At 40.2% G+C, this 15,943-nt stretch carries 17 protein-coding genes and 4 tRNA genes; 15 read left to right on the top strand and 6 right to left on the bottom strand.

Annotated features, from left to right (window positions below; all coding sequences use genetic code 11):
• Window positions 1–17 precede the first annotated feature (17 nt).
• The gene (gene purK, locus FNT16_RS13550) at window positions 18–1,103 is read right to left on the bottom strand and encodes a 5-(carboxyamino)imidazole ribonucleotide synthase (RefSeq protein ID WP_143872075.1); all 1,086 of its coding nucleotides are present in this window, start codon (window positions 1,101–1,103) and stop codon (window positions 18–20) included.
• On the bottom strand, window positions 1,103–1,597 hold the full coding sequence (gene purE, locus FNT16_RS13555; protein WP_143872076.1) for a 5-(carboxyamino)imidazole ribonucleotide mutase: 495 nt from the start codon (window positions 1,595–1,597) through the stop codon (window positions 1,103–1,105). The genes purK and purE overlap by 1 nt, the downstream gene beginning before the upstream one ends.
• Window positions 1,598–1,818: 221 nt before the next feature.
• Between purE and FNT16_RS13560 the strand changes: the two genes are divergently transcribed.
• From FNT16_RS13560 to FNT16_RS13580, 5 genes are all read left to right on the top strand, one after another.
• Complete coding sequence (locus FNT16_RS13560) at window positions 1,819–3,063, top strand: valine--pyruvate transaminase (protein ID WP_143872077.1); 1,245 nt, start codon at window positions 1,819–1,821, stop codon at window positions 3,061–3,063.
• Window positions 3,064–3,259: 196 nt separating this feature from the next.
• Window positions 3,260–4,165 (top strand): 30S ribosomal protein S6--L-glutamate ligase, encoded by a 906-nt coding sequence (gene rimK, locus FNT16_RS13565; protein WP_143872078.1) that lies wholly within the window; start codon window positions 3,260–3,262, stop codon window positions 4,163–4,165.
• A complete protein-coding gene (locus FNT16_RS13570) occupies window positions 4,165–5,193 on the top strand; it encodes a succinylglutamate desuccinylase/aspartoacylase family protein (protein ID WP_221935030.1) in 1,029 nt (342 codons plus the stop codon). The genes rimK and FNT16_RS13570 overlap by 1 nt, the downstream gene beginning before the upstream one ends.
• Window positions 5,190–5,687 carry a mechanosensitive ion channel domain-containing protein gene (locus tag FNT16_RS13575; RefSeq protein ID WP_143872079.1) on the top strand — a complete coding sequence of 166 codons (498 nt, stop codon included), beginning with the start codon at window positions 5,190–5,192 and terminating at the stop codon, window positions 5,685–5,687. Before FNT16_RS13570 ends, FNT16_RS13575 begins: the two co-directional genes overlap by 4 nt.
• Window positions 5,684–6,130 (top strand): ATP-dependent zinc protease family protein, encoded by a 447-nt coding sequence (locus FNT16_RS13580; protein WP_143872080.1) that lies wholly within the window; start codon window positions 5,684–5,686, stop codon window positions 6,128–6,130. The genes FNT16_RS13575 and FNT16_RS13580 overlap by 4 nt, the downstream gene beginning before the upstream one ends.
• 35 nt (window positions 6,131–6,165) lie before the next feature.
• Here FNT16_RS13580 and FNT16_RS13585 read toward each other — a convergent pair whose 3' ends face one another.
• The gene (locus tag FNT16_RS13585) at window positions 6,166–6,855 is read right to left on the bottom strand and encodes a YIP1 family protein (protein ID WP_143872081.1); all 690 of its coding nucleotides are present in this window, start codon (window positions 6,853–6,855) and stop codon (window positions 6,166–6,168) included.
• A gap of 72 nt (window positions 6,856–6,927) precedes the next feature.
• Here FNT16_RS13585 and FNT16_RS13590 point away from each other — a divergent pair, with 72 nt between their 5' ends.
• On the top strand, window positions 6,928–7,713 hold the full coding sequence (locus tag FNT16_RS13590; RefSeq protein WP_143872082.1) for an ABC transporter ATP-binding protein: 786 nt from the start codon (window positions 6,928–6,930) through the stop codon (window positions 7,711–7,713).
• Window positions 7,706–8,929, top strand: coding sequence for an ABC transporter permease (locus tag FNT16_RS13595; protein WP_143872083.1), 1,224 nt, complete (start codon window positions 7,706–7,708; stop codon window positions 8,927–8,929). Before FNT16_RS13590 ends, FNT16_RS13595 begins: the two co-directional genes overlap by 8 nt.
• Before the next feature lie 92 nt (window positions 8,930–9,021).
• Here FNT16_RS13595 and FNT16_RS13600 read toward each other — a convergent pair whose 3' ends face one another.
• On the bottom strand, window positions 9,022–10,638 hold the full coding sequence (locus tag FNT16_RS13600) for a lytic transglycosylase (RefSeq protein ID WP_143872084.1): 1,617 nt from the start codon (window positions 10,636–10,638) through the stop codon (window positions 9,022–9,024).
• A 68-nt stretch (window positions 10,639–10,706) separates the two neighbouring features.
• Window positions 10,707–11,468, bottom strand: coding sequence for a hydroxyacylglutathione hydrolase (gene gloB, locus FNT16_RS13605; RefSeq protein WP_143872085.1), 762 nt, complete (start codon window positions 11,466–11,468; stop codon window positions 10,707–10,709).
• Window positions 11,469–11,524: 56 nt separating this feature from the next.
• On the opposite strand from gloB, the gene FNT16_RS13610 reads away from it, so the two are divergent.
• A complete protein-coding gene (locus FNT16_RS13610) occupies window positions 11,525–12,265 on the top strand; it encodes a class I SAM-dependent methyltransferase (RefSeq protein WP_143872086.1) in 741 nt (246 codons plus the stop codon).
• Here FNT16_RS13610 and rnhA read toward each other — a convergent pair.
• Window positions 12,262–12,723 (bottom strand): ribonuclease HI, encoded by a 462-nt coding sequence (gene rnhA, locus FNT16_RS13615; RefSeq protein WP_143872087.1) that lies wholly within the window; start codon window positions 12,721–12,723, stop codon window positions 12,262–12,264. The two genes, FNT16_RS13610 and rnhA, sit on opposite strands and share 4 nt — an antisense overlap.
• 124 nt (window positions 12,724–12,847) lie before the next feature.
• On the opposite strand from rnhA, the gene dnaQ reads away from it, so the two are divergent.
• The 7 genes from dnaQ to FNT16_RS13650 all read left to right on the top strand — a co-directional run bounded on the left by dnaQ (window position 12,848) and on the right by FNT16_RS13650 (window position 15,925).
• Window positions 12,848–13,585, top strand: a complete 738-nt coding sequence (gene dnaQ, locus FNT16_RS13620; RefSeq protein ID WP_143872088.1) for a DNA polymerase III subunit epsilon — start codon at window positions 12,848–12,850, stop codon at window positions 13,583–13,585.
• Window positions 13,586–13,648: 63 nt separating this feature from the next.
• Entirely contained in the window at window positions 13,649–15,049 is a 1,401-nt protein-coding gene (locus FNT16_RS13625; protein WP_185976601.1) for a TIGR03503 family protein, read from the top strand.
• A gap of 120 nt (window positions 15,050–15,169) precedes the next feature.
• Window positions 15,170–15,246 (top strand) — tRNA-Asp (locus tag FNT16_RS13630).
• 29 nt (window positions 15,247–15,275) lie between these two features.
• Window positions 15,276–15,352: transfer RNA gene (locus FNT16_RS13635), tRNA-Asp, on the top strand.
• A gap of 63 nt (window positions 15,353–15,415) precedes the next feature.
• Window positions 15,416–15,492: transfer RNA gene (locus tag FNT16_RS13640), tRNA-Asp, on the top strand.
• Window positions 15,493–15,583: 91 nt separating this feature from the next.
• A tRNA-Asp gene (locus FNT16_RS13645) sits at window positions 15,584–15,660 on the top strand.
• Window positions 15,661–15,763: 103 nt separating this feature from the next.
• Complete coding sequence (locus tag FNT16_RS13650) at window positions 15,764–15,925, top strand: DUF2986 domain-containing protein (RefSeq protein WP_143872090.1); 162 nt, start codon at window positions 15,764–15,766, stop codon at window positions 15,923–15,925.
• Window positions 15,926–15,943 lie beyond the last annotated feature (18 nt).

The raw sequence follows: 15,943 nt of genomic DNA on the forward strand, positions 1-15,943 counted from the left end.
CAAATTAATTTAAAGGCTTAACCTAATAACTCTTTAGTTAACCAAGCAATGGTTTCTTGATAGCGCTCTGGTAACAAAGGTTCCATTTGTTCAAGAGCGGTGCGGATATTTTTCTCACCCGTTTTACTAAAATTAATATGACCGACTTTTCTGCCAGGGCGAACTTCTTTTTGATACCAAAATAGTTCTGAACCTTCCACGGCTAACCAGCGCGCATCTAGATCGCAGCCAATCAGATTAATCATGAAATTTTTATTTCTCACACTGGGTTGTATCATCGGCAAGCCAGTGACACAGCGAATGTGGCTTTCAAACTGGCTGATATTTGAGCCAGCTTGTGTCCAGTGGCCACTGTTGTGCACACGAGGCGCAATTTCATTTATTAGAATATCATCACCTACGCGGAAACATTCCATCGCCATTACACCGACATATTCAACTGCGTCCATTAATGTGGTCAGCATTTTTTCAGCGACGGGTTGGTATTTATTCAAGCGCTCAAGAGGGCTAACCGAGGCGGTTAAAATACCATTTTGGTGTAAATTTAAAGTCAATGGGTAAAAATAACATTGGCCGTTTTTATCCCTTACACCAATAAGCGATATCTCTTCGTCAAAAGCAATTGCCTTTTCCGCGATGGCATTGTTATGCCAATCATTTGGAATTTGGCTATTTTCAGCTTGTTTTAACCAGTGTTGTCCACGGCCATCATAACCACCCATACGGCGTTTTAGAAGGACACGCTCACCTAACTTTTGATGCAGTTGACTTTCGTTTGTTTCGTCACAAACTAACTGCCATGGGGCCGTTGCTAGCGACAATTTATCTAATAAAGATTTTTGCTGAAAGCGATCTGCAATTGTGGCAAAAAAGTTTTTATTGGCAAAGTTTTGATGTGCTGCCAATATATTGGTAACGGGGGTTTCAGGCCACTGCTCGCGTTCGGCAGTCACAATATCATTTTTTCCCGGCTGGGGTAGGGTTTGTGCGTCAATATCGACAGGGTTTACATTTACCCCGAGCGGGTAAGCCGCGTGCGACAGCATTGCGCCGAGTTGACCGGCCCCTAGTACCCAAACGGTTTGATCAAAATAACCAGACATTAAACAGACTCTCTTGGATCCGAATTTGCTAAAACTGTTTCAGTTTGATTGTTGCGAAAAGCTTCAATTCTACCGGCTAAATCGGCATCATTATTTGCCAAAATCTGACAGGCGAAAAGGCCTGCATTGTATGCACCAGCATCACCAATCGCTAATGTACCGACAGCGACACCTTTAGGCATCTGTACAATAGATAACAAACTATCCATACCGTTTAACGCTTTACTTTGAACCGGTACACCCAGCACAGGCAATCGGGTTTTAGAAGCAACCATACCCGGCAAGTGGGCTGCACCGCCAGCACCGGCAATGATAACTTCAAAACCATTTTCAGCCGCACTGGCAGAAAAGTTCATTAATTTATCTGGTGTTCTGTGCGCAGATACAACTTCAACTACATATGGAACATTTAGTGCGTCCATAACATCTGCAGCATTCTTCATCGTGCTCCAGTCGCTTCTTGAGCCCATGATAACGGCAACTTTAGCTTTCACTTCAAACTCCTAATAACCGTTTTAAGGTTATACTTGGTAAATACTCAGCAGGCCAATTTCACTTTAACCAATAAGTACAATCACCGCAGAGTTAAGAATGCAGTGATAAAAGATTTAGGATGGTGTACTTGGTAGCGTTTTGTTCAGTAAACTAATGGCCAACGCATCAAAGCGCAATAATAACACGTAAAAGTAAAAAGGCGTAAATAAAAAAGGTAGATATGAAGCTTTCAGATTTAGGTTCACAGTTAAGTAAAGACTCCGGCATCGTCGAATTAATGAAAGATTTAGGTGAGGCACTCAATGTCAATCCAAATCTGTTGTTTTTGGGTGGTGGAAACCCGGCACAAATTACACAGTTTGAAAATTTGATGGCTGAATATTTAAACGATATAGCCCATTCACCTGAAGCATTGCATCGGGTTTTAGGTGTTTACCAGTCTCCGCAAGGTTCTGAAACGTTAATTGAAGCATTGGCCGCTTATTTTCAAGCGAAACACGGATGGCCTATTGGTCCAAAAAATATTGCCTTGTCCAATGGCAGCCAATCAGCATTTTTTATTTTAATTAATATGCTGGCGGGTCAAACCGATGGGGATAAAAAGCACTTTTTATTTCCGCTTGTCCCTGAATATTTAGGGTATAGCGATCAAGCTTTGGCGGATGATTACTTTAAAGCGTGTAAACCTAAAATAAAAAAACAGGGCGCCGATCTATTTAAATATGTTATCGATTTTGACAATTTAGAGGTCAATGCACAAACTGCAGCCATCTGTGTATCGCGACCAACCAACCCGACTGGCAATGTGGTGACCGAAGCCGAAATATTGCGCTTATCCACGATTGCACATAATCAAAATATTCCGCTAATTATCGATTGTGCTTATGGTGCACCTTTTCCAAACCTAGTGTATCAAGACACATTAACGCCGTTTGATGAAAATACGATTTACGTATTTAGTTTATCAAAACTTGGTTTACCCGCGTGCCGAACGGGTATTGTGATAGCAAGTGAAGAAATGATAGAAAAATTTGTCAATGTAAACACCATCATGAGTTTAGCAAATGGTAATTTAGGGCCTGAATTGATGGTTAAATTATTGCAAGACAATAAACTCGATAGTGTTTGCAAAGAAACATTACTGCCATTTTATAAAAATAAGCGCGAGACAATGTTAAATGCGATACGTCAAAATTTCAGCGGAATTAAGTATCGAATTCATCAACCAGAAGGGGCATTTTTTATTTGGCTGTGGTTTGAAGATTTACCTATCCCATCCAGTCAGCTATATCTTTTATTGAAAGAAAAAGGGGTGCTCGTAATGGACGGCGAACCTTTCTTTTTTGCGCTTAAAGAAGCATGGCGTCATAAGCAACAATGTTTGCGTTTGTCCTATTGTCAGAGTGACGAAATTATAGAGAAAGCGGTTAAAATTATTGCACAAACATTGCGAGAACTTTATTAGCGTCTAGACTTTAAACTAAATAAACAAAAAGTGCTGATTTATATAGCTTTTTGTTATTAAGAAAAAGCTTGCGCTTTGTCTGTTTAGTGTAATTATAGCGGCGTTTTTTGCACCCATTCTTAGGCGTAAATTCTTACGGTACTCATATTCAAGTTGAAGTAAGCAAATTTAAGCAGAGCAAATTAAGGATCTCACAATGAAAATTGCGATTTTATCGCGTAACTCAAATTTATACTCTACGCGTCGATTAAAAGAAGCGGGGGAAGCGCTTGGACACGAGATATCGATTATAGATACCCTGCATTGTTATATGGATATTACCAGTAATAAGCCAGCAGTCAGGTACAAAGGTGAAGCATTGCCTTGGTTTGATGCGATTATCCCTAGAATTGGTGCATCTATTACATTTTATGGTACCGCGGTTGTAAGGCAGTTCGAGATGATGGGGACTTTTTCAGTTAATGAGTCAGTTGCAATTAGCCGTTCTCGGGATAAGCTTCGTTCGCTACAGCTTTTATCGCGAAAAGGAGTTGGCCTACCGAAGACCGGTTTTGCAAGGCATCCAGACAATATCCAAGATTTAATTGCGAATGTTGGTGGTGCCCCTGTCGTTATAAAACTATTGGAAGGTACACAAGGAATTGGCGTTGTTTTGGCAGACACTGAAAAAGCAGCGGAGAGCATTATTGAAGCGTTTATGGGGCTTAATGCCAATATACTGGTACAAGAGTTCATAAAAGAAGCGGGTGGTGCAGATATTCGGTGTTTCGTCATTGGCGATAAAGTGGTTGCGGCAATGAAACGACAAGCGGCTAATGGTGAGTTTAGATCGAATTTACACCGAGGCGGCAGCGCAGAGATTGTGCGCTTATCAAAAGAAGAAAGAGCGACAGCTGTGAATGCGGCAAAAATAATGGGTTTGGGTATCTGCGGTGTAGATATTCTGCGTTCAAACCGAGGCCCTGTTGTTATGGAAGTTAACTCTTCACCTGGTTTAGAGGGTATTGAAACCGCGACAGGTAAAGATGTTGCTCAAATGGTGATTCAGCATATTGAAAAAAATGCCAAACCATATGCAACACGTACACGAGGTAAAGGTTAATGGTGGAACCTTTTGAGGTTGCCGGTGTAGAAGTTAAGGCGGGCGAAAGTAAAACCATAGAAATACCGGCTGCTCGCTTATACACAGATGTTGAAACAAATATCCCGGTTAGAATCATTCGAGGTAAAAGGAAAGGGCCTACTGTATTTATCAGCGCTGCTATTCATGGTGATGAGTTAAACGGTATAGAAATTATTCGGCGGTTGTTAACAAAAAAGCAGCTTAACACATTAAAAGGTACGCTAATATTAATACCTATACTCAATGTGCTTGGCGTGCTTAATCAAAGCCGTTATTTACCAGACAGGCGTGATTTAAATCGATCTTTTCCCGGAACATCAAAAGGTTCGTTAGCTGGAAGATTAGCGCATTTGTTTTTGCAGGAAATTGTCAGCAAATGTAATTATGGAATTGACTTGCATACTGGGGCGATACATCGTTCTAATTTACCACAAATCCGAGCTGATTTAGATGATGAAGAAACGCTTGCGATGGCAAGGGCTTTTGGTGTGCCGGTATTATTAAATTCAAATATTCGTGACGGTTCATTGCGTGGCGCGGCTGGAGAGATGGGGTGTAAAGTACTTCTGTACGAAGCGGGAGAAGCATTGCGGTTTGACGAGTTGTCTATTCAAGCGGGTGTCTCTGGTATTTTAAATGTACTGGCGCATTTACAGATGATCAGAAAATCGCGCACGAGCAAAGCGCTAGAACCTTATGTCGCTCGATCAAGTAACTGGATACGAGCTAACTCGAGCGGCATTGTCAGCGTTAAAGCCAGATTGGGCGATTCTGTTGAAAAAGGTGATGTAATAGCCGAAATAGGCGATCCATTAGGTGACAATACAATTGAACTAAAAGCGCCTTTTTCAGGTATCGTCATTGGTCAATCAAATATACCTTTAGTACATGAGGGCGAGGCAATGTACCATATTGCAGCCTTTAGAAAAGTGGATAATGTGGGTGAAGAAGTCGAGTTGATGAGCGATACATTTTTACCGGACGATTATACGAGTTTAGTACAATGACAGGTGTAAGCTTTTTAATTGCAATAGCACTTATTGCCGGCTTTTGGTTAGTAAAAAAAACCTCTAACCAATTCGTTGAAAAAATAGGTGCAGAAAAGAAAATCGATTTAAAACGTATACATTATGTACGCACTGTCATTAACATCGCATTGGCAGGTGTAACTTTTATCATGGTTAGTTTATCTTTGGGGATTGACTACAGTCACTTGGCGATATTTTTTTCGTCTGCATTTGCGGTAATTGGTGTAGCGTTTTTTGCGCAGTGGTCGATATTAAGCAATGTCACTGCCAGCATTATTGTTTATTTCTTTTTTCCTTACAAAGTGGGTGACACTGTTAAAATCGTCGATGGTGAAAATAGTATCAGTGGTCGAATAAAAGAAATTACCTTATTTCATGTGATATTAACGGATGATTCGAAACAATTATCAACTTACCCAAACAGTTTAGTCTTTCAAAAGGCCGTTATTATTCAACCGGAGAATAATCCATGATCCGCAGTAAGCTATTAATTGGTGCATTAGAAATCTGTAACTTGCCAGAATTAGGTATAAGCGATCTGAAAATTAGAATAGATACCGGCGCGCAAACATCATCGTTGCACGTGGATAATATTAAATCGGTTAAGCGCAAAGGCAAGCCTTGGGTCACTTTTGATATTCATCCGAATTTGTATAACGTAGATGAAACAGTCAAAGCAGAAGCACCGTTAAAAGATGTGCGTTGGGTTAAAAGCTCAAATGGTACGCGCCAGCAAAGATATGTAATAGAAACGTTATTTCAGATTGGTAATCGCGAATGGCCCATTCAAATTACCTTAACTGACCGCTCTGACATGACTTATTTAATGTTATTAGGGCGAGAAGGCATGAAAGATCATGTTTTGGTCGACCCGCATGAAACCTTTATCTGCGGCCCTGAATCAGAGCCCGTTTAGTCAATAACCATCATAAAATCACACTGACCTTTAGTTTAGCTGAAAACTAAACTAAAGGTGATCATAGCAATCAGTGGAATCACACAAATATTGGCAAGTGTAGAGGTTTTAAGTTGTGTCTTGACCGATAAACCATAAAACATTAAAACAAATGACCATAAACCAAACAAATCAAAACTAGCAGCAAAAGAATAAAATTTATCCCCCGGCTGTAGTGCCAATATTTGATTTAAAGAGGTGATTTGTAATTCGTACAAAGTCGTTTGACTGGCATCGGTAACCAACAACAACATTGTTGAAAAAAGCAGCTGCAAAACAACGGGTAATTGTATCCACCAATAAAAGCCAAACCAATTGGTAAAAGTGTCAGTATTCTCTGGGTCTAATTTAGTTGCGATATTTAGATAACTCGCAACCAGTAAACCCTGTAGTAACAGCATTAGTAAGCTACCAAATGAGCTGGTATAACGAATAACTTCCGGCGTTAGCTGCTCGGCTAATTGTGCCTTTTCTGCCGGCGTCGATTGACCTAAATTGATATCAATGGTGTATTGAATGAGCCATTGCATATCTACTTGCGAAAAATATAGCCACCAAAAAAGTTGTAGCGAAAGAACAATTAATAAAAATGCGGGCCAGCTTGGAACTGAATTATTTTGAATCAATGTAAATCCGTGTCTGGGGCGGATAATAAGCTCATGTAACAATGAAAAAAAGTTGTTCATAATTGAATTTATTTGTTTTTTAATGGTTTAGAAGTTTAACATAAGCGAATCAAAATTCACTAAGGAAGTGTGATGTTAGAACTAGACAACATAAACAAGCGGTTTCGGTTAAAAGATGCTAAACAAAGCAATCAGCTTTGTGCGGATGATCCGAGAGTTTCCGGTCGATTTTTTTATGCCTTAAAAAACGTTTCTATAAATTGCAAAGCCGCAGAGGTGGTCGCTCTACTGGGGGCTAACGGTGCGGGTAAAACAACATTATTGCGTGTTTTGTCGACGGCTTTAGCAGCCGATAGTGGACAAATTAAATTAAATGGCCAAGAAATAAAGCAAAATAAGCTGAAATATCGTAAGTCAATTGGTTTTTTGTCGGGCACAACAGGGCTATATGCGCGACTGAGTGGATACGAAAACTTACAATATTTCAGCAATTTGTACGGGCTGGATAAAGCACAAGGCAAAGTTCGTATCGACACATTGATAAAAAAGCTGAACATGCAGGATTTTATTCATCGTCGGTTTGACGATTATTCTACCGGTATGAAACAAAAAGTAGCAATTGCTAGAGCTGTGCTCCACAATCCCGACTTTGTGATTTTGGATGAACCTACAACAGGATTGGATATTCGAGCCAGAGAAGTCATTCTAAACTTTATTGAAACGTTAAAAAACGAAGGGGTTGGCGTCATATTTTCTACCCATGATTTAGCTGAAGTCGAGCGTTTGTGCCAAAGAATATATATTGTTGAACAGGGGCAGGTTCGATTTTCTGGTGACATACAACAGTTAATGCAACACAGTCAATCCGACTCTTTGTTTGATGCGGTGTTGCAACATATGGAGGTTGCACATGATTAAAGCAGTTTATCAAAAGGAAATGCTAGAGCTGATTCGCGATAAAAAAACACTCGTATTTATGATTTTGTTACCTTTGTTGATTTTTCCTGCCATATTTGGCGCGTTAGCCGTATTTGCAGCCAAAACAGTCAAGGCAGAACAGGAAAAAACATTGACGTATTTCGTGAGTGGTGCAGAAGCGGATAACCCAATACTGGAAAAATTGGCAGCGCAAAACAATTTGCAAGCATATCAAGCTGAATCTTTAGGCAATGCAACACAGTTGCAAGATGCCGACATCAAAAAGCTTATTCAAGACGGAAAACTGGATTTTTGGCTTCAGATAAATGACCATTTTTCAGTCAATGCGCAATCGACACAACAAAACACTTGGTATTTATATTTTAACAACGCCAGTGGTATTAACTCTGCATCGTATCGAATTGACCATTTAATTAGAGAGTTTAATCAGAGCTTAACACAAAGTAAATTAATCTCTTTTGGGGTGGATAAAAATCAAATTGACGGCATTTTACAACCCGTGGTCCTGCAAAAGCAGGACATAGCGCCAGAAAAAGAAAGTTTAGGCAGTAAACTGGGTGGTTTAGTCGCGTATATATTATTACCACTGTGTTTATTGGGGGCAATCTATCCGGCTATTGACTTAGCTGCCGGTGAGAAAGAGCGGGGCACGTTAGAGTCGCTCATGATAGCGCCGGTAAAACGAATCGATTTGGTGTTAGGCAAGTTTTTTACTATTTTTACAGCATCATTTATTGCCGCATTGAGTGCGATTGTCAGTTTAGCGCTATGGAGTTTTATTTTTGCACAAGGCTTAGCCGTCGAAATTATCGTTAAAATTGTCGGCACTTTGGGTGTAAGCGACTTAATGCTTGCTTTATTTATGATGTTACCTGTTGTGCTTTTAGTTTCTGCAATGGTTTTATGCATCTCTATTTACGCTAAAAACTTTAAGGAAGCGCAAAATTTTATGGCGCCTTTAAGCTTTTTTATTTTTGTCCCCTTGATCGTCGCAATGTTACCGGGTATTGATCTGAACTGGCAATGGGCTTTGGTTCCAATCAGTAATGTGGCATTGTCGATAAAAGATATATTAAAAGGCCAAGCTGATGGTTTTTTGTTGTCTATCGTGTGGGGCAGTCAATTTTTACTTGCCTGCATCATGCTGAGCTTTTGCGTATATTGGTTTAGTCAGGAAAAAGTATTGTTTCGTTAAAGGGGCTCGGTATTGATTTTAAAAGGGGAACTGGTTGTTCCCCTTTTTCGTCTTAGTGCTGGTAGTCTTACCGCTGATTTAAGTAGGTCACATTAGATTTGAGTGACATCTACATGCAAATTTAACATTTGCCCTGGCTGCAGATAATTACGACGGCTTATTTTATTCCAGCTTTCAATATCAGAAATACTGACTTTAAACTTTTGCGCAATTCGGGCAAGTGAATCACCGCGTCTTACTTTGTATTTTACTTTGCGGGTGGTTGGTGCATCGGATAACACACCTACTTGACTGTCTGACACTTTAATTTTCAGTTTTTGTCCTGGGTAAATCGGATCTCCCGGTGCCATACTATTCCACTTTGCTAAGTCTCGCACATTTACTTTATGCGCTTTACTGATATCCCAGAAGGTGTCGCCTTTTTTGACCGTGTAATCAATGCTTGAGCCTTCATAGGCACTTTGTTTAGCAAGGACTCTTTGTTGTGCACTTAATTTGTACTCTTTTGTATGTACTGCAGAAGTTGGAATTAACAAATAGTCGCCACGGCGAATCGTATGGCCTTTTATTTTGTTAGCCGTTTTAATTGTGTCTACCGTTGTTTGATGAGCTTGTGCAATAGTACTTAGAGTGTCACCTGATTTTATCTGGTATCTTTGCCAAGTTATCAGCTCTTCAGGTGCTTTATTAGAAATTGTTTGTGCCAGTTTTTGTGCATTTTCAAGTGGTAATAAAAATCGGTGAGGGCCGTCTGGAGCGGTCGCCCAACGGTTATATCCGGGGTTTAAAGCATGTAATTCATTGATATGAAGACCCGCCATATCGGCAGCAAGCGCTAAATCAATCTGATGCTCTGTTTCCACAATGTCCATAATCTGCACATTTGCGATACTGTACAGTTGAATATTAAATTTATGAGGGCGTTTTACAATATCCGCCAATGCTAGTAATTTGGGCACGTACGCATCGGTTTCTTTGGGTAATTCCAATGACCAAAAATCAATGTTTTCACCTGCTCGATAATTTTTTTGAATTGCACGTGCGACTCTGCCTTCACCAGAATTATAAGCAGCCAGTGCGTGTAACCAATTGCCATCAAATTGCTGGTGAAGTTTTTCAAGGTAGTCTAAAGCCGCTTTAGTCGCCGCAATAACATCACGCCGGCCATCATACCACCAGTTTTGCGCTAAACCGAAGCGTTCAGCAGTGCCTGGTACAAACTGCCATAAACCAGATGCCCGCCCGTGTGAATAAGCAAAAGGATCAAATGCACTTTCTACAATGGGTAACAGCGCAAGTTCCATAGGTAACTCGCGTTTTTCAATTTCTTCAACAATATAATACAAAAAAGGTTCTGCACGTTTGGCAACACGATTCAAATATTCAGGGTGATTGGCATACCAAGCTCGTTGGATTTTAAGCCTTCTATTTTCAGCAATTGGCAAATGAAGCTGACTTTGAATGCGTTTCCAAATATCACCATATACGACTTGGTGCTCAGATAAGGGATCAGCTTCCTGAGTAGGTGAAACTCGACTGATATCATAAAAAATTTCATCATTGTCCGTTTCAACCGCAATAAAATCTTCATGTGTTAAATTATTTGGCTCACTGGTAAGTTTACTGGCAATAGAATTTTCTATATTTGAGATATGCTGACAACCAGTCATTAGTAATGCAAATGCAATAACTGTAAAACGTTTAAACATGCTAAAACCCGAAATAAATGCTTGGCGAGATGTTACTGATTACTCATCATTAAAGCAATTTATCTGACTTAGAAATTATCTTTTAGTTTGCGCAAAGCCGCAAAAGTTTGTATCGAAGTATTGACTGGTGTTCCAATAATATTGCTCACACTTTTTTGCATTTCAGCGCAATCTGTTCGTAAAAATGGATTAAGCTTTAGCTCATCAGCCAGCAATACTGGGAGGGAGGGGCGTTTTTCGCGTCTTAATTGTTCTACTTTGTTTTGTAAATCTAACAATTCTTGATGGTCGGGCTGGATACTAAGTGCAAAGGATATATTGGTTTGGGTATATTCATGGGTGCAACACACTAATAAGTCTTTTGATAAACTTTTCAGTTTGTTTAAGCTTTCAACATAGATTGCCGGCGTGCCTTCAAACATTCTGCCACACCCTATTGAAAATAAAGTATCCCCACAAAACAAAAATTGATGGTTATAGTAAGCAATATGGTCTAGCGTATGACCAGGCACATGCAAAATATTAAAACAGACATTCAGCGTATCAATTTTAATTTGCATACCTTCTGATAATTCAACATCAATGTGAGAAAATGGGCAGTTTTTAGGCCCATACACAGTCGCATTCGGAAATTTTTGTTTTAAAGCGTTTACACCATTTGTATGATCCCAATGATGGTGTGTAATTAAGATAGCAATAAGTTGTTGGTTGCCGAGCTTGTCTAAAACCGCTTGTGCATCACCGGGATCGACGACTAGACTGTAATTATCTTTTGATAAATGCCAGATATAATTATCATTTAACGCGGCGATTGGTTTTGGACACAACATATCAATCTAATCCTGATTTTATAAATTTAGATATAGTATAAGGTTTAATACTTTTGATGAAACCCGCTTTGCAAGATATATTGACCGATATTCCATCTAGTTGGAGTGATATTCCACAAGGCGGGTTTGTGCGCAAGCAGGTTGAGCGCCATTTAAATGAATGGTGGCCACAAGTTTTTGGTTATCACTTGTTGAAAGTTGGTGGTTTAAGTAGTGAAATTGATACTCGGGTATGCACCATAAAACATCAAATAAATGTGGGTGCTGAAGGTACGCGGCATGGGGTGATTTCAGATATCCATCATTTGCCGTTTCGAGAGCATTCAGTCGACGCGGTTTTACTATCGCACACTATGGATTATACGCACGACCCACACCAGCTTTTGCGTGAAGCGCACCGAGTGCTGGTGCCGAATGGTTTTATCTTTATTACCGGTTTTAATCCTATCAGTTTAGCTGGGCTTATCAGGTTATTACCCATTACAAAACATAACGCGCTTAAACAAGCTCGTTTTTTTTCCGCTAACCGGATAGGCGATTGGCTGAACCTGCTTGGATGTGAAGTCGTTAATGATGTGCGCTTTATTTATGGTGCTTTGGGTAAACAGCCAAAGGCCTTTCATAGTCGCTGGGCGCCCGCAATTACCCATCAATATTTGACGCGTTTTGGGGCTGTCTATTTGTTAGTTGCCCGTAAAAGAGAGCTGCCACTGACGCCGATTAAACCAAAATGGAAAGTTAAACCGAGTTTAGCGCCGGTTGGCAACGTGCGTATTCGCGGTGGAATACATTCTTAACCTTTATATCCGGTATCTGTTAATAATTTATCCGATTCTGCAGCACTTCGGGCAAGCTGATCGCATAATTCGTTTTCAGCATGTCCCGAGTGGCCTTTTACCCACCGCCAATCAATTTTATGTTTTTGGCAGGCTGTATCTAAACGCTGCCATAAATCTATATTTTTAACCGGTTTTTTGTCTGCCGTTTTCCAGCCCTTTTTTTTCCAGCCTGCTATCCATTGATTTATACCGTTTTTAACATATTGGCTGTCAGTCGTAAGTATAATCTCACACGGTTCTTTTAATGCCTCTAACCCGGCAATGGCAGCCAATAACTCCATCCTGTTGTTGGTGGTTAGTTTAAAGCCCTGGCTGAGGTGTTTTTCATGTTTGCCAAAGCGCAATACAGCCCCAAATCCACCAGGGCCTGGATTACCCAAACATGAACCATCGGTAAAAAGTTCTATTTTTTTCATTTAATTACGTTATATATAGAAAGCGTGAGCTGATTGTAGCAAAAATATCTTCGAACTTTATACCTGAACGACTATCCGTTATATTGTCAGGTAGTTAATTAATGAATAGCGAATGTAATCAGTTATGGCAAGACAGATCGTACTAGATACCGAGACAACGGGTATGAATCAGGAAGGTGGTCCAGTTTATTTGGGGCACAGAATTATAGAAATTGGTTGTGTAGAAATTGTAAACCGTCGATTAACCGGTAATCACTTTCATGTATATATTAAGCCAGATCGCCCTGTAGACCCTGAAGCCATTGAGGTTCATGGTATTACCGATGAGATGTTGGCCGATAAACCCGCGTTTTCTGAAATCGCAGAAGAGTTTATTGAATTTATTCGTGGGGCAGAGCTCATTATTCACAATGCAACGTTTGACGTTGGTTTTATGGACTATGAATTTGAAAAATTAGGCAATCCAGTCCGCACCGCAAATATTTGTAAAATTATCGATACCTTGCAATTAGCACGCGAAATGTTTCCGGGTAAGCGAAATAATCTAGACGTGCTGTGTGATCGCTTTGGTATAGATAACTCACACCGTACTTTACACGGCGCATTGTTAGATTCTGAAATTCTCGCTGATGTCTATTTGATGATGACTGGTGGGCAAACGGCGCTGAATTTGTCTAGTGATAATAATGAAGACGGTGAAATCAGTAAAATCATTAGACTCCCTAAAGATCGAAAACCGCTAAAGGTTGTGCGCGCATCCGCCGATGAAATAAAAGCACACAACGAAAGGCTTGATATTGTTGAAAAAAGTGCCGGAACCTGTTTGTGGCGAACAAGCGCTGAAGATTCAGCAAATGATTAAATCATTATTGAGAGGTTAAATGTGAAGAGCGGATTGGGGCAATTATTTGCAATGTGCTGTGTAATGTCACTGATATTTACGGTGCAGGCACAGCAGGTAGAAAGACCTAAACAAACCGTTGCAATTGAAGTCCCAACTCCGGGTAAAACATCTCTTGATGCGGTTAAGCTACTCAACCCCCCAAAACATTTAACGGGCATTCAGCTTATTGATAACCGTTTTCGTATTGATGAGCATACAGATGAAATAGTTTTAGTGTTGTTTAGAAAAGCGGGTTCGCCACCGGTTATTTTAATTCGGCCCGATGGCAGCAAGTTGTATGCGCCAACTATTACACCAGAACAGGGTGAATGGTACGATGACAACAACTACGACATGGTTCGCTTGAAAGACCCTATGGTGGGCCCTTGGCAGGCTGTTGGGCGAATAGAAGCAGGTAGTCGCATTATGGTGGTTTCTGACATTCAATTAGAAGCCGAGCCTTTGCCTGATTTATTATTTGTTGGTGAAACATTAAAGCTACAAGCCTATTTAAAAAATGGTGGTCAACCAATTGAATACGGCGACTTCAGCAGTGTGGTGGGGTTAGAAGTTACTTTTACCAGTACCAATAACATTGATTACGATAACTTTGGCGCGGATGCAGTTAAAGTCGCACGCTTTTACGATGATGGCCAAGGATTCGACGAAAAGCGCAAAGACGGCATTTTTACCGGTGAATTTAAATTAACCATTCAGCCCGGTGAATGGTTGCCTAGCTTATTTATTGACTTGGGCTTGTTTAACAGAGAACTTTTACTCGATCCTATTATTATTAACCCTATACCTTTGTCGATGACTGTGGATAAAGCTTTAACAGCCGATCAACAGCATATATTCAATATTGAATCTGCATCAGATAAGATAGACTTTTCAAGCTTTGTTTTTAGCGGGGAGGTGTTTTACCCCAATGGCGAAGCTGAAAAGTTTGCATTAACTGAAAGTTCAGAGGCTAAAAAATCTTTTCCTCTATTTAACTATGCAGATGGTATTTATCGGGTAAAAGTTTCTGCATTTGGCAAAAATATAAATGGACGCGATTTGATGTTAGATGTACCAGAGTTTACATTTAATATAGCGCCCGCGCCGGTAGAAATAGATGAATCAGCGCTTGTGCCTAAAGAAGAGATGGAAGCTCTGCCGGAAGCACCGGTAAAACCACCCGAACCAGAAGGTTATTCTGCCACAACTGTTATTATGATTGCCGTGTTTGGTAATTTATTTGTATTACTAACCGCATTTGCTATCTATTGGTTTGTCTTTAAGAGAGATAAAAAACTGTCATTTAAAAAGATAAACTGGAAGTTTTGGCAACGTAATAAAAAGGCGGTTAAAGAGATGGAATTGCCTGAAGAAAACGGAGTGGATAAAATTTCAACAGAAGCTGATGATATAATAGACTTAACCTTGCCGGATGAAACTTAATTTAAATTTTTTAGAAAAAAGCTGTTGACTCATCCTCTTCGAGTCCTTATTATTGCGCCCGCTTCTGACGGAGGGCAACCAAAGTCTAGAAGATTAAGTTCTTGAAAGTTAAGAGAATGCGGAGTGGTAGTTCAGTTGGTTAGAATACCGGCCTGTCACGCCGGGGGTCGCGGGTTCGAGTCCCGTCCACTCCGCCAACTTAATTCAAGCGCTTAGATAATACTGCGGAGTGGTAGTTCAGTTGGTTAGAATACCGGCCTGTCACGCCGGGGGTCGCGGGTTCGAGTCCCGTCCACTCCGCCACTATTATCTAAAATGTATTGCAAAAATTTGGTTTGAACATTTGCTATAAAAGCATACCACTGCGGAGTGGTAGTTCAGTTGGTTAGAATACCGGCCTGTCACGCCGGGGGTCGCGGGTTCGAGTCCCGTCCACTCCGCCACTTTAATAAAGTTGTATTTCTCAACCTTTTTAAAATATTCAAGCATTTAAAGTAAAGAAAATCGAATACCGCATTACAATCATACCACTGCGGAGTGGTAGTTCAGTTGGTTAGAATACCGGCCTGTCACGCCGGGGGTCGCGGGTTCGAGTCCCGTCCACTCCGCCACTTTAATTTCATTAAAGTTACCTCATTTTCCTCACGCTTCAAGCTTTCACCCGAATCGTTATGTATACTTCATTTATTAAACAGCCACTGAAAGTTGCAAACAATGAATCGTAAGAAAAAAATATTCACAATTTTAAAAAAGAAAGCTAAAAAAGCGAATGCTAAAAATGTGCATTCAAATAAACCTAAATATATTTCAAAAGCTGAGCGAGCCAAGCTTGCAGAACAACCAGAAGCTCAGCCCAGTGAAATATCAGATGAATAAGCAGTCGTTTTATTAAGT

It is taken from the genome of Catenovulum sediminis (genome assembly GCF_007289895.1).
Taxonomy (GTDB): domain Bacteria; phylum Pseudomonadota; class Gammaproteobacteria; order Enterobacterales; family Alteromonadaceae; genus Catenovulum; species Catenovulum sediminis.

Bases quoted from the DNA above. Each gene is read 5' to 3' on its own strand.
- purK (WP_143872075.1), bottom strand. From the start codon at position 1,103: ATGTCTGGTTATTTTGATCAAACCGTTTGGGTACTAGGGGCCGGTCAA.
- FNT16_RS13560 (WP_143872077.1), top strand. From the start codon at position 1,819: ATGAAGCTTTCAGATTTAGGTTCACAGTTAAGTAAAGACTCCGGCATC.
- rimK (WP_143872078.1), top strand. From the start codon at position 3,260: ATGAAAATTGCGATTTTATCGCGTAACTCAAATTTATACTCTACGCGT.
- FNT16_RS13570 (WP_221935030.1), top strand. From the start codon at position 4,165: ATGGTGGAACCTTTTGAGGTTGCCGGTGTAGAAGTTAAGGCGGGCGAA.
- FNT16_RS13575 (WP_143872079.1), top strand. From the start codon at position 5,190: ATGACAGGTGTAAGCTTTTTAATTGCAATAGCACTTATTGCCGGCTTT.
- FNT16_RS13580 (WP_143872080.1), top strand. From the start codon at position 5,684: ATGATCCGCAGTAAGCTATTAATTGGTGCATTAGAAATCTGTAACTTG.
- FNT16_RS13585 (WP_143872081.1), bottom strand. From the start codon at position 6,855: ATGAACAACTTTTTTTCATTGTTACATGAGCTTATTATCCGCCCCAGA.
- FNT16_RS13590 (WP_143872082.1), top strand. From the start codon at position 6,928: ATGTTAGAACTAGACAACATAAACAAGCGGTTTCGGTTAAAAGATGCT.
- FNT16_RS13595 (WP_143872083.1), top strand. From the start codon at position 7,706: ATGATTAAAGCAGTTTATCAAAAGGAAATGCTAGAGCTGATTCGCGAT.
- FNT16_RS13600 (WP_143872084.1), bottom strand. From the start codon at position 10,638: ATGTTTAAACGTTTTACAGTTATTGCATTTGCATTACTAATGACTGGT.
- gloB (WP_143872085.1), bottom strand. From the start codon at position 11,468: ATGTTGTGTCCAAAACCAATCGCCGCGTTAAATGATAATTATATCTGG.
- FNT16_RS13610 (WP_143872086.1), top strand. From the start codon at position 11,525: ATGAAACCCGCTTTGCAAGATATATTGACCGATATTCCATCTAGTTGG.
- rnhA (WP_143872087.1), bottom strand. From the start codon at position 12,723: ATGAAAAAAATAGAACTTTTTACCGATGGTTCATGTTTGGGTAATCCA.
- dnaQ (WP_143872088.1), top strand. From the start codon at position 12,848: ATGGCAAGACAGATCGTACTAGATACCGAGACAACGGGTATGAATCAG.
- FNT16_RS13625 (WP_185976601.1), top strand. From the start codon at position 13,649: ATGTCACTGATATTTACGGTGCAGGCACAGCAGGTAGAAAGACCTAAA.
- FNT16_RS13650 (WP_143872090.1), top strand. From the start codon at position 15,764: ATGAATCGTAAGAAAAAAATATTCACAATTTTAAAAAAGAAAGCTAAA.